Annotated in this window: 11 protein-coding genes; all 11 read left to right on the forward strand. The window is 51.5% G+C overall.

The features are described from left to right. The first annotated feature begins 208 nt into the window (after nucleotides 1-208). Nucleotides 209-1,063, forward strand: coding sequence for an FkbM family methyltransferase (locus IOB61_RS08760; protein ID WP_290815211.1), 855 nt, complete (start codon nucleotides 209-211; stop codon nucleotides 1,061-1,063). Between the two features lie 26 nt (nucleotides 1,064-1,089). After that, nucleotides 1,090-2,952 carry an asparagine synthase (glutamine-hydrolyzing) gene (gene asnB / locus IOB61_RS08765; protein WP_290815213.1) on the forward strand — a complete coding sequence of 621 codons (1,863 nt, stop codon included), beginning with the start codon at nucleotides 1,090-1,092 and terminating at the stop codon, nucleotides 2,950-2,952. A 1-nt stretch (nucleotide 2,953) separates the two neighbouring features. Next, nucleotides 2,954-4,039: a glycosyltransferase family 4 protein gene (locus tag IOB61_RS08770; RefSeq protein WP_290815215.1), complete on the forward strand. Its 1,086-nt coding sequence runs from the start codon at nucleotides 2,954-2,956 to the stop codon at nucleotides 4,037-4,039. Between the two features lie 12 nt (nucleotides 4,040-4,051). Then, the gene (locus IOB61_RS08775; protein ID WP_290815217.1) at nucleotides 4,052-4,930 is read left to right on the forward strand and encodes an ABC transporter permease; all 879 of its coding nucleotides are present in this window, start codon (nucleotides 4,052-4,054) and stop codon (nucleotides 4,928-4,930) included. Then, nucleotides 4,930-6,162: an ABC transporter ATP-binding protein gene (locus IOB61_RS08780; RefSeq protein ID WP_290815220.1), complete on the forward strand. Its 1,233-nt coding sequence runs from the start codon at nucleotides 4,930-4,932 to the stop codon at nucleotides 6,160-6,162. Before IOB61_RS08775 ends, IOB61_RS08780 begins: the two co-directional genes overlap by 1 nt. An 885-nt stretch (nucleotides 6,163-7,047) precedes the next feature. Next, nucleotides 7,048-7,221, forward strand: a complete 174-nt coding sequence (locus IOB61_RS08785) for a glycosyltransferase (RefSeq protein WP_290815222.1) — start codon at nucleotides 7,048-7,050, stop codon at nucleotides 7,219-7,221. A 184-nt stretch (nucleotides 7,222-7,405) separates the two neighbouring features. Continuing rightward, nucleotides 7,406-8,749: a glycosyltransferase family 4 protein gene (locus IOB61_RS08790; protein ID WP_290815223.1), complete on the forward strand. Its 1,344-nt coding sequence runs from the start codon at nucleotides 7,406-7,408 to the stop codon at nucleotides 8,747-8,749. A gap of 2 nt (nucleotides 8,750-8,751) precedes the next feature. Continuing rightward, nucleotides 8,752-9,696 (forward strand): glycosyltransferase family 2 protein, encoded by a 945-nt coding sequence (locus tag IOB61_RS08795; RefSeq protein ID WP_290815224.1) that lies wholly within the window; start codon nucleotides 8,752-8,754, stop codon nucleotides 9,694-9,696. A gap of 73 nt (nucleotides 9,697-9,769) precedes the next feature. Beyond that, the gene (locus IOB61_RS08800) at nucleotides 9,770-10,789 is read left to right on the forward strand and encodes a glycosyltransferase family A protein (protein WP_290815225.1); all 1,020 of its coding nucleotides are present in this window, start codon (nucleotides 9,770-9,772) and stop codon (nucleotides 10,787-10,789) included. Between the two features lie 16 nt (nucleotides 10,790-10,805). Next, a complete protein-coding gene (locus IOB61_RS08805) occupies nucleotides 10,806-11,852 on the forward strand; it encodes a glycosyltransferase family 4 protein (RefSeq protein WP_290815227.1) in 1,047 nt (348 codons plus the stop codon). Then, a complete protein-coding gene (locus IOB61_RS08810; protein ID WP_290815229.1) occupies nucleotides 11,849-12,976 on the forward strand; it encodes a glycosyltransferase in 1,128 nt (375 codons plus the stop codon). The genes IOB61_RS08805 and IOB61_RS08810 overlap by 4 nt, the downstream gene beginning before the upstream one ends. Nucleotides 12,977-13,085: the final 109 nt, after the last annotated feature.

Here is a 13,085-nt window from a genome sequence, read left to right on the forward strand (position 1 = left end):
CAAAGCGAAAGACAAAACATTCAGAAGTAATTCTGTCTGTCATGGTTTTGACCTGATCACGATTTGAACACCCGGACCTTGTAAGGCCCGGTGCGGTAGCCATTGAAGCCTGGTTGATTGCCTCACTCACTTATTGGCTAGGACTTGTGGTTAGTTCGAGATCGCCAAAGCAACTCATCGGCAAAACACTTGGAAGCGAAACAACCTCATGAAAAATGACCTCGAGCGCGTTATCAATTTTGTCAACGGTCACCCATTGACTAAAGACGACGTATTTTCTGCGCTATATCGCTTTCTTTCTTGGCAGGTTGTATCCCGGTTGCGGACCGAAATTGAATGGAATTGGATCGGCGGCTCCAAACTTGTTGTCCGGAAGGGGATGACCGGCGCAACCGGAAACATCTATGCCGGCCTTCATGAATTTGCAGACATGGCTTTCTTGTTACACTTCTTAAGACCAGACGATCTCTTCGTGGATGTCGGAGCCAATATAGGAAGCTACACGGTTCTGGCTTCGCGTGTAGTAGGTGCCCGGGCCATATCGGTCGAACCAGATCCCAAAACTATGGAGTATCTCAAAAAAAACATCGAAGTAAATCAAATCGCATGTAAGGTGCAGACTGAAGAAGTTGCTATCGGTGCCAGCCATGGAATGGTTCAATTCACCGTTGGTCAGGACACTACAAACCAAGTTACAAATGACCCAAGCGCCTTAACGCGGTCAGTCAAGCTAACGTCTCTTGACATCTTACTAGGCAACGAGGTGCCAGTCTTCATTAAACTGGATGTTGAGGGATACGAGCCAGAAGCTTTTGCCGGTGCAAATGAGACGCTTGGGAAAGTCAACTTGAAGGCCATTGCTACCGAATGCGACGATCCGGCCATTGCCGAGCTTCTTGTTCGACACGACTTCACACGCGTTTGGTACGATCCTTTTCAGCGCAACCTTCATCTTGAACCGTTTGGCAGACATTCAAACGCACTTTTTGTGCGAGATTTCGACTTTTGTGACACACGGATCAAGACCGCGAAGCGGTTTAATGTCCTAAACAAAGAAGTTTAGTTGTCGGTCCGATTAGGAATACACTTATGTGCGGCATTAATGGCATCTTCGCCTATCACGCGTCTGCTTCGCCTCCGACCGAGGCGGAATTGGTTGCGACGCGTGACCATATGTTCCGCCGCGGACCTGATGGCGTAGGGGCCTGGTGGAGTAACGACCACCGCATCGGCTTTGGTCATAGGCGGTTATCAATCATTGACCTTTCGGAGCGTGCCAATCAACCTATGACGGATGGTTCGGGTCGTTACACCATCGTCTTCAATGGCGAGATTTACAATTACCCCGAACTGAGGCGTGACCTCGAGGCAAAGGGCTGCGTGTTCCGCACAACGTCGGACACCGAAGCACTCTTGCACCTCTACGCCCTCGAAGGTGAAGCTATGGTAGGCCGCCTTCGGGGTATGTTTGCTATCGGAATTTGGGACAGAGATGCCCGCAGCTTGTTTTTGGCCCGCGACCCCTACGGCATAAAGCCACTCTATATTGCCGATGATGGTTGGACGGTGCGCTTTGCCAGTCAAGTTAAAGCCCTTTTAGCAGGCGGTCACGTTAGCCGAGAACCAGAGCCAGCTGGGATTGTTGGTTTCTATTTGTGGGGCAGCGTACCCGAGCCCTTCACCTGCTATCGCGACATTCGCCAATTGCCCGCTGGCCACACACAACTGATCGATGGATCGGGCGTGCATGCGCCAAAGCCTTATGCATCAATCGCCGCTATCCTAGCTCAGTCGACAACTCGCTCCTTCTCGCCCTCTGAAATTGAAGCCCGCATCCAATCAGCTGCTCTCGACAGTGTGCGCGCGCACTTATTGGCCGATGTTGAGGTTGGAGTCTTTCTTTCTGCAGGGATCGATTCCGGTGCCTTACTGGGACTAATGCGTGATGCCGGTCAGGAAAAAATCCGGGCAATTACACTCGCCTTTTCCGAGTTTGTCGGCACGACCGAAGATGAAACACCGTTGGCTCGCCAAGTCGCAAATCTTTATCAGGCAGAGCATGTCGTTCGCACGGTCGATGAAGCGGAATTTAAGCACGACTTGCCTGAGATTCTGGAGACCATGGATCAGCCATCGATTGATGGAATCAATACTTGGTTCGTTTCGAAAGCAGCCAAAGAGGCGGGCCTCAAAGTTGCTTTGTCAGGTTTGGGCGGAGATGAACTCTTGGCAGGCTATCCAAGCTTCCGTGAATTACCTAAGTGGGTCAAGTATTTATCTCTCCCGTCGGCCATCCCCGGGGTTGGTGCGTTGGGACGCGCAGCCTTTAGTTTGTTTAAACAAGCTGGCCTTTCGCCTAAACTGGCCGGCCTTTTGACCTATGGTGGCACTTACCCTGGTGCCTATTTGTTGCGTCGCGGTCTGTTCCTGCCTTTTGAACTCAAGACGATCTTGGATGGTGACCTTCTATCGGAGGGCCTGCGCCGTTTGAATCCTCTCGGACGTGTCGGTGAGAGCTGCACCCCTGACCCTAGATCCGCTATGGGACGAGTCAGTGCTTTGGAATCCTGCAACTACATGCGCAATCAATTGCTGCGTGATTCCGACTGGGCAGGCATGGCACAAAGTTTGGAGATTCGAACCCCCCTCGTGGATCGTGTTTTGCTTGAAGAAGTAGCCCCAACTTTAAGATCTTTTGGCCCAGGCTTTGGCAAGCAGGCCCTCGCAAAGGCCGCTAGCATCCCCTTGCCAGACAGCATTACACAGCGCGCAAAAACAGGCTTTGGCGTCCCAACCGGTCGATGGATCGCCAATCAGCAAGGGTCGAACATAAGTTCAAAAGGCGAGGCCTCTCGTGCTTGGGCCCTCGGGATTTTGGATTTGGAAGTTGGAGAAGCTAACCACGCGCACGGGTTTGGCGAGACTTTGGCTTCGGCTGGGCAAAGAACGTAACATGCGTATTCTTGCTCTTGTAACTGAATCCTATGGCGGCCGAGGCGGGATTGCATGTGCCGCCCGAGATTTCCTAGATGCCTTGGCTCGTGACACCAGGGTGGAGGTAATTGAGGTATTGCCTCGAAGTACTAGCGATCCTGTTTCAGAGTTGCCACCAAAAATTCGTCAGTTACCCGCAGTCAGGAGCCGCCTTGGCTATAGCCTCAAAAGCTTGGTCGCCCTTATCCAGTCATGGGATGTTATCTTCTGCAATCATGTCTACATGGCTCCACTCGGTGCTCTTATTGCGCGCCTTTCCGGTGCCAAGTTGGTGATTCAGGTCCATGGCATTGAAGTCTGGGGTCGGATCGGTGGCTTACGTCGCGCTGCGCTTGAGGCTGCGGATTGGATTGTAAGTGTCAGTCGAGACACCCGCTCCCGAATTCTGAGCGCGTGCGACGTCGCCCCGGAAACCATCCTCGTCATTCCCAATACGGTAAGTGGGGCTTTTGCTCCGGTCGATCGTAACGCGGCGCGCACGAAATTCAGGCTGACCGAGAATCCGGTTCTATTAGCTGTGGGTCGGCTGAGCGACCAAGAGCAATACAAGGGCCACGACCGGGTAATTCGTGCCCTAAAGTCGCTTCTGGCGGGCCATCCCAATTTGCTCCTTTTGGTTGCAGGTGATGGGGATGATCGTGCACGGCTCGAAGCCTTGGCTGAACAAGAAGGCGTGAGTAGACATGTCCGTTTCCTTGGCCAAGTACCGCAACAAGATTTAAATGACCTCTACAATGCTGCTGACCTATTCACTTTGCCATCGACAGGCGAGGGCTTTGGAATCGTCTTTCTAGAAGCTATGGCAGCAGGTACACCAGCAGTTGGTTTGGCAGTTGCAGGTGCCAAAGACGCGCTAGCGGATGGCGATCTGGGATTTTGTGTTTCTGAAGACAAATTCTCCGAGGCTTTGGCTCCAATTTTGAGCCAAATCGAAGGGACATCTGAAGAAGACCGTCAAGGCTTAGCCAAAGAAGTACACCGCAGATTTGGCAAGCCTGCCTTTGAAACTTCGATCCATAATCTTTTGACCCGAATTGCCGCCTAGAGTTTGGAAAACATGACAGAACAGGTTTCCCCAGCAGCCCATGCAGAAGGCATCGCGACCGAAAAGTCGCAGCGCATTCTCATTCTTGAAGCCGGACGAACGGAACGGAACTACTGGTCCGATCTCTGGTCCTATCGCGAATTGTTCGCGATTTTGGCTTGGCGTGATGTTGCCGTTCAATACAAACAGACCGTTATCGGGGTTGCCTGGGCAGTCATTCGTCCATTGTTGACGATGATTATCTTTACAGTTGTATTTGGCACGCTCGCCAAGCTCCCGAGCGAGGGAACGGCACCTTACCCCGTGATGGTCATGGCAGGCATGTTGCCGTGGTTCTTATTCTCAACGATCCTCTCACAGGCTGCCAATAGCTTGGTCACCAATTCAAATTTGATTGGCAAAGTCTATTTCCCCAGACTGATCGTACCTACTGCGAGTTCGATCGTAGCGCTGGTCGACTTCGCAGTTACATTTGTATTGTTGCTTGGTCTTATGGTTTTATTGGGCTTCTTCCCAAGTTGGCAGATACTACTTTTGCCTTTGTTTATCCTGCTGGCCGTATTGGCCGCACTTGGGCCCGCGCTTATTCTGGCGTCGCTTAATGTTCGCTATCGCGACTTTCGCTTCATCGTACCCTTTATTGTTCAGTTTGGAATGTACGTTTCCCCAGTTGGGTTTGCGTCGAGTGTAGTACCGGACAATCTCCGCCTAATCTATTCAATGAACCCTGTCGTTGGCGTAATCGATGGTTTCCGATGGTGCCTTCTCGGTGGGGAGGCTGAGATTTATTGGCCCGGCTTTGCTTTAAGCCTTATCGTCGTCGCTTTCTTCCTTTGGCTTGGAATTCGGACTTTCCGGGCGACCGAAAAAACCTTTGCGGATTTATTCTAATGACATCTGATACTGTGATCCGCGCTGAAGGGCTCGGCAAAAAATACATCATCGGCCATCAAACCGCTGATCGCTCAACGACATTTCGCGATGTGATTACCCAGAATGTTAAGAACTTTGTCCGGGGTGCGAAGGACATGGCGCAGGGTAAGGCAATCGTTGCTGGCGACGAATTGGAGGAGTTTTGGGCGCTTAAAGACGTAAACTTCGAGATTAAGCGGGGCGACGTTGTTGGCATTATTGGGCGAAATGGCGCCGGTAAATCGACATTGTTGAAAGTGTTGTCGCGCATTACGGAACCAACAGAAGGCCGGGTGGAGATCAAAGGGCGGGTAGCCAGTCTTTTAGAGGTCGGAACAGGATTCCATCCGGAGTTATCCGGGCGCGAAAACGTTTATCTCAATGGGGCGATCCTCGGCATGACCCGAGCTGAAATCAATCGAAAGTTCGACGAGATCGTCGATTTCTCCGGCGTTGAAAAGTTCCTCGACACGCCAGTCAAGCGCTATTCTAGTGGCATGTATGTGCGCCTTGCCTTCGCAGTTGCAGCCCACTTGGAGCCAGAAATTCTTGTTGTTGATGAAGTTCTTGCTGTCGGCGATGCCGAGTTCCAAAAGAAATGTTTGGGAAAAATGCAAGATGTTGCGGGCCAAGGTCGCACTGTTCTCTTTGTGAGCCACAATATAGGTGCCATTAAATCACTATGTAAATCCGGGATCCTTATGCAAAATGGCTCTGCCGCCTTTATCGGACAGGTTCAGGATACGCTTGACTTTTACGGACGCCAATTGAATGCCTCAAGGCACGGCGGGAGCGACGGATCTGGTCTTCGGGTTGAAAGCATTACCCTAGATTACAATGGCACTCCGGCTTTGGATATCAGAGTGGATGGGTTAAGTATCCCAACCGGTCGTTACGAGATACGTGCATTCCTAACCTCTGCCTCAGGTACAGCCGTTGGCGTTGGATCAGTTGGTGGATTTGGCAGCAAGGGACTGGAGATATCTGTTAAGAATCAGAGCCTAAACTTGTCCCTCCAACTTCCTAATCTTGCGCGGGATATATACTTAATCACGCTAGAATGGGTCGATGAAGCCACTCATAATGTCGTGGCCCGCCTCAATCTTGATGAAGTTGACTTCTTGCCACCGCCACTCACCGGCGAAAACCATGCCCTAGACTCAAGTTGGGGTTCTGGCTTTGTTCGGCTTCCAATTAGTGTGTCCATGTGAGTCAAAGACACACAAATGTTAACGATCCGCTTAGTGCGGAATCTAAGTATTCCACGCGAATTCCTGATGGAAAACAAATATGAGAATTACTATCACTGGCCAGACGTACTTAGTAAATTGATAACAAAGACGGTTACGACAACTTGGCGAACAAACCGTTCATGGGTTTGTACTCCTCAACACCGGTAATTTGTTGGCGATTCAGCTCCATCGTAACATAAACTGGATCAGACGAGCGCTTAAGCCAATTGACTTCGACACCGCCATTACAGTTGGATCTAGGCTTAGAAATGCCAAGTTGGTGCGCGCCCTTACCCGGGACTGTGAGAAGGAAACTACGTCAGCAAACCTAGATTTGGTTTTGCATGTTTTTGGGTCACCATTCCCATTTGAGCATGAGTCGACAATACCGTGCTTTCTCTATTTGGACTTCACCCAGCGGAATTCAGATCAAGAGTATCCACCTTGGGCAGCTTGCTCCTCAGATCAAGACAGAGAGCAGTTTATCAAAATGAGGACTACCGCCTTTCAGCAGGCCAAAAGCATTTTCGATATGGGCAAGAATTGCTCGGCAGTGCTTGAAAAAGACTATGAAATAGCTGCTGCTAAGATTTCTGTGGTCGGGAGTCCAGGGACGTGCCGCCCTGCCCCCAGCTTTCAACTAGACCTATCGGATATCAATTTAAGGCGCGTAGTCTTGTTCAATGGAACAGAGGTCCACCGAAAGGGGGCATCACTTTAGCCGCGTTCGAAGTAGTTCGAAAACGGCATCCACAACTTGAGCTTCTGGTCTTCGACTTGAGCGAAGGACCGACGCAAGAGAACGTAAGATATCCGGGGACTGTGACATTCGAGCAAATAAAAAGTCTCTAACAGTCCAGTCGAATGGTGATCGCTCCGGCGATTTACGACCCTTTCCCAATTGTGGTCATTGAAGCTCTGGGTTTCGGTATACCTGCCGTTATCTCCCGCAAGTATGGTGTGGCTGGAGACCATGAGAACGAAGGCGCGTTGTTGATTACAGATAATGCCCAAGAACTCGCCCACCAAATGATCTAAAGACTGGAGTCCGAGGCGCTTTGGGTTTCGATTTCGGATATGGCCATGCAACGTGTCGAGCAGGCCTATAGCCAAGAACCTTTCTCTCAAGCAATCTGAAACGAGTTATCGCGATTCACGCCAGAAGCGATTTAATGGCCAGATTTTTGGGCAAGACCCACCTAAATGAGGCAAAGGACTTAACGTGCCGCTTCGCATTTGTATGATCCTCCCCGAATATGATGGCTTCGGTGGCGGCATTATGACCTTTTATCGCCACTTGGCCCCCGCTCTCGTCCGCGCCGGCGCTGAGGTTACAGTGATTGAAGGGAGTGGCTATGCCAGTGCGCCTGAACAAGCACAGCGACTTATCGAGGGCGTCCAGGTTGAGGTTCTCAACAGCGCTCGTGTCGCAAGCTGGGTTGAGCGTTTTGGCGACCTAACGTCCGTGCCAACCTTACGGCGCAATCTAGCCGCCGCGTGGGCTAGCTGGGAACAAGCGCAAGTTCATGGCCCATTTGATGTTGTGGAGGCCACAGACTTTGGTCTGTTGATGGTTCCTCCGATTTTGGAAGCTAAGATTCCTGTTGTGATGCAAATGCATGGCAGCATAGGCCAAATTCACAGCTATGACCCAAATACCGGCGAGGAATTGGCAGGCCTCATGGCACTGGCGATAGAGACGGAAGTTGCGCGTGCTGCGACAATGATTCAGACCCATAGTCGCGCAAATCGTAACTATTGGGCCCGCGCCACCGGTAGACATGACATCGAGTTGTTGCTGCCAGCTTGGGCACCATCAACGGCGGTTGAGCTAACTTCACCAGATGTGCGACAGGTAATCTCTGTCTTTGGCCGTATTCAAATGTGGAAGGGGCCAAAAGTCCTGTCAGAGGCTTTGGAGCAGATACCAAATTGTCCGGATGTCCATTGGTACGGGCGGGATTTGATCGATTCTGAAACTGGTCTAGGATCAACGAAAGCTGAGTTACGCAAGTTATATCCGACGATCTGGGAAAATCGGATTATCACTCATGCTCCTGTCCCACCTGAAGCCGTTCAAGCGCTGCAAGCAAGCTCGCTGCTGAACTTGGTGCCTTCAACTTGGGATGTTTTTAACTTTACGGTTGCGGAAGCCATGGCGTCTGGGCGACCAGTGATCTGTTCTGACCGTGCGGGTGCGGCTGAGCTAATTGAGGATGGTGTGACAGGTTTCGTTTATGACGGCAGTTCAGCCCGTGCACTTGCGACTGCACTTCAGAGAGCGGCACAGCGCGATCCAAGGGATCTGACAAGAATTGGTATTGCAGCAAAAGAGCGCATTCTTTCCACCTTGCAACCCGACAAAATCGCGATCGAGCGATTGAATGCCTACAAAGCGGCAATAAACAGTAAGGTGGCCGTAGGTGAAGTTCCAGACTGGTTGCGGCAACTCGCTACGCCAAAGGGGGTGACCGGGTCTAATTATCGCTTTTTAGAAAAGTTGCCGTTGAGGCCACTAATCGACCATATTCTTGTACGAACAGCTAGAAAGCTAGGGGTATCGTAAACATGTCTAGGCCTACCCTCTCGTTATTGATCCCCGCGTATAATGCTGCGCCCTACTTGCCTCGCTTGCTGGACTCCGCGCGGGCGCAAACTAGGCCTTTTGACGAGATCTGGGTGTATGACGATTGCTCAACCGACAACACGGCCGAAGTCGCTATGGCACATGGTGCCAAGGCACTGCGTGGGGCCGTCAATAAGGGGTGTAGCGCAGGCAAGAATGCCTTAGCCAAACATGTTGAGACAGACTGGATTCATTTCCATGACGCCGACGACGAATTACTGCCGAACTTCGTGGAGCTTGCCCATAAATGGATCGCGAAGGACCAGTTTGATGTTGTCCTATTTGATTATGAGTATCGCGACAATGAAACAAATGAGCTCATTCTAACGCAGCGATTTGACCGAGCGGCTCTTGAAACCGATCCGAAGCGCTATTCAATCGGAAAGCAGATTAACCCTTTTTGTGGCCTATATCGCCGATCAGCCTATCTTGCTCTAGGTGGCTATGATGAGGACCAAAAAATCCTTTATGCGGAAGATTCTGCGTTCCATCGGAAGCTTGCTTTTGGCAATTTGTCATTCTCGAGTGAAGATGAATTGTCGATAATTAATTATCGTTTGAGTAGCTCAATGTCCGCCCAGAACCGGGTGAAATGTGCAATCTCAAATATGGAATCTTTCAAGCTTTGCCTCACCTATTCAGAGTCCAAAGAGTATCACCGTGAGATTGCTCGAGAGCTTTGGCACGTTGCCACCCTGCTTTTGTCCTATGATGAGAAAGAACTCGCAACTGAGTCAGCAAAACTCGCCCTCAAGCTCGCCCCGCAGGTTCGCCCCTCGGGAACGCCGCTGTTTGAAGGTCTCTCGATGTTTTTTCCGCTGACGGGAATCATGCTTCGCGAGCGTGCAATTCGGTTTTTTAAGCCGACACTTCGCGAAATGTCCTAAAACGACTCTACAGCGAGTCGGACGTGCGACGCGGACCGATCGAGCCCATGTTTAATGTTGGCATGACCTGTGCATGCCAAACTCGCCAAAGCGTGTGGAAAAGATGGAATCCATGACGGAGCGTAGAAGGGCGATTTCGGTTTTGATCGCCTGTTATAATGCAGCAGCCTATGTCGAAGCGGCCGTCCAAAGTGTGCTGGGCCAAAGCTTTCAAGACTTTGAAATTGTGATTGTCGACGATGGGTCTAACGACGCGACACGTTCTATCTTAGCGCGCTTCACGGATCCCCGCATCAAGGTGATATCAAAGCTTAATGGTGGTGCCTCATCCGCGCGCAATGCGGCCTTTTCTCAGTCTAACGGCGAATTTATCATTTATTTTGATGCCGACGACATCATGCGCCCGGACCATTTGCATGCACTTTATCAACGCAGCCAGGAAGGGGAAGGCGTCATCGCTTTCTCGCCTTGGGCTAGGTTCAAAGGTGAGAGCCTGCCCAGCCAGTTTGAGGTGCGCCCGAGTCAGATGGATATGCCTGGCCCGGAGTGGCTAGCATGCGAGTGGATGGATGCAAGGCAAATGATGCAATCGGCCATGTTCCTATTGCCGCGCACGATGATTGACCGCTTTGGCGGCTGGGATGAGGGTCTCAGCCTAAATGACGACTTCGAGTTCTTTGGCCGCATTTTGTCTCGTGCAAAAATGATGGCTTATGCCCCTGATGCCGGACTTTATTATCGATCTTCAGTCTCCAATAGTCTATCAGGAAAGCGAAGCCCGGAAGCGATCAGATCCGCATTTCGATCTGTCCATGGAGGCACTTCTGCGCTCCTTGAGGTCTTAGATAATCCGACCACCCGTTTGGCCTGCGCTAATTGTCTCCAAGACTTCATTTATTTGACGTATCCGGACTATACCGATTACCGCGCTGCCACTGCAAAGCGAGTTAAGGATTTGGGCGGTGCCACGCTTGCCCCAGATGGCCCTCCAGGCTTTCAAAGATTGCGCGCCTTGATTGGATGGCGCGCCGCGCGTGTTGTCCAAAAGGCTGCCGAAAGGCTAAGGCTAAACAGTGCCAGCCGCACCCGTTAAGAAACGAGGACATGTTTTGACGACCACGAAATTGAAAATTGCGCTAACAGCAGATCCAGAGCTTCCCGTGCCACCAACGCTCTACGGGGGTATTGAACGGATTATTGATATGCTGGCTCGCGGACTGGTCCGGCGTGGCCATGAAGTAACCTTGTTTGCCCACGCCGGCAGCCAATCAGCCGGCGATTTGGTAAAGTGGCGAGGCACAAATAGCAGGAATTTGTGGGACACCGTTCAAAATGCGACGGCGTTGTGGCGTCAGGTTCAGACTGGCAAGTTTGACATCGTGCATAGCTTTAGTCGGATAGCTTACTTGACACCCATTCTAACCCATTCAACTCCAAAACTGATGTCCTATCAGCGCGAGATCAGTCGCAAGACAACCAAGCTTGCCCACGATTTGGCAAGGGGTAGCCTCGAATTCAGTGCCATCAGCGACTGGATGATAGAGCCCGTAAATGACATTGGGACTTGGCACATGATCCCAAATGGCGTCGATCTTGCCATTTATGACTTTGTACCAAGCGTGCCTGCCGATGCACCGTTTGTTTTTCTTGGTCGCATTGAGGAGATCAAAGGTCCCCATTTGGCGATTGAAATCGCAAAACGGACAAATCGAAAGCTCGTTATTGCTGGAAACATTCCCGCCGAGAAGCAGGCGTGGGTAGATGCACACGTGCTTCCCCACGTCGATGGCGCACAGATTACCTATGTTGGTCCTGTGAATGATGCGCAAAAGAACAAGTTACTTGGCCAAGCGGCCGCGTTCTTAATGCCGATCCTTTGGGAAGAGCCGTTTGGAATAGTGATGGCCGAAGCGCTCGCCTGTGGCACCCCTGTCATCGGCCTCAAGCGAGGTGCGGTGCCAGAGGTAGTCGAGGATGGAATCTCGGGTATCGTCAGAAATACACTGGATGAATTGGTCGAAGCGATCCAGGCACCTATTAACTTAAGTAGGCAGGCTTGTCGGAGTCGCGCAGAAACCGCCTACTCCGAGAGCGTGATCGTGGATCAATATGCAGAGCTCTATCAGCAAATGGTCGCAAAAAGGGGGCATTCGTGACCCTCAAACGCGCGCTCTTTCTTACGAACTATCAACATATTGGCGAAGGTAAAGGCGGAGTTCAACGTTGCACGGCTGAATATTTGGATACGATCGAAGCCATGGGTCTCGGCGTTCGGGTTGTCCGAATAAGCAATGACCAGCGTTTGGACACTAAGGTGCTGAGGCAGCTTAACTCGTCGCCCTACTTTCGGCCTGTGGCGCAGGCGGATTTGGCGAGAGCCTGCGAGGCCGCGCAACAAGCAGACCTGATCTTTCTCAATCAGGTGGCCCTGTGCGCCATAGCGAAGCCATTAAGGCAAGTTGTTGGACCGAAAATCCCGATTATTGTATTGTCCCATGGCTGCGAGATCACGGACCTTTTGCATCTAGCCCGATTGCATCAAAAGTTGCCGCTTTCAGGCCGTCTGCGTCCGACCCCGAAACAAGCTTTAGCACAAGTGTTGACCGATGAGATTACTACCCGGACTGATATTGACGGTGTGATCGGACTTTCTGAATACGACGCGAATACTGAGACATGGCTTGGTTCTCGTAGAAGTACGTGGCTTCCTCGAACCGTAAAGCCGGAGCCCCTAGAATGGTCACCAGTATTGGGCCGATTTGGATTTGTCGGCACATTGGATCATGCGCCTAGCTTGGAAGGTCTGGTTCAGGTTCTTGAAGAAATCGAACGCCAGAAAGCGCGCCAACTATCGGTGCGGGTTGTCGGTGCCCCGCCACGCCTTGGCCGGTGGCTGGCAGAACGCTTTCCAAGTGTCAGTTATCTGGGCGCTTTGAACGACGCAGACCTCAATGAGGAAGCCTGCAGTTGGAATGGCTTTCTTAACCCCATCTTTTGTCAAGCACGTGGGTGCAGCACCAAACTTGCAATGGCGCTTAATTGGCAAATTCCAATTCTGACGACGCCCATTGGGCGTCGAGGCTACCTATGGTCTGAAGGCAGCTTGGCCGAAGCTGAGCATCCGCGAACATTCGTTGAAGCCATGATCCAAGCGCAGGCCAGCGAAGCTGTTGCCCGAACTCTCCAAGATCAGGTCCGGATTGCATCCCTAGCATCGCCAACGCTTCCAGAGGTGGCAAAAGCAATGCGGGCATTTTGTATGTCCGATCACACATGTTGAACACAACAACAAGCCAATTTGCGTCTAAGCCGCCCTTTGCAGGTCAACCCCAGACGGCCAGTTATAAATTCATCGGGCGGCCCACTAGGCTTACAAGTCATTCACATGC

The sequence above is a fragment of the Aquidulcibacter sp. genome (assembly GCF_020253525.1).
Taxonomy (GTDB): Bacteria; Pseudomonadota; Alphaproteobacteria; order Caulobacterales; family Aquidulcibacteraceae; genus Aquidulcibacter.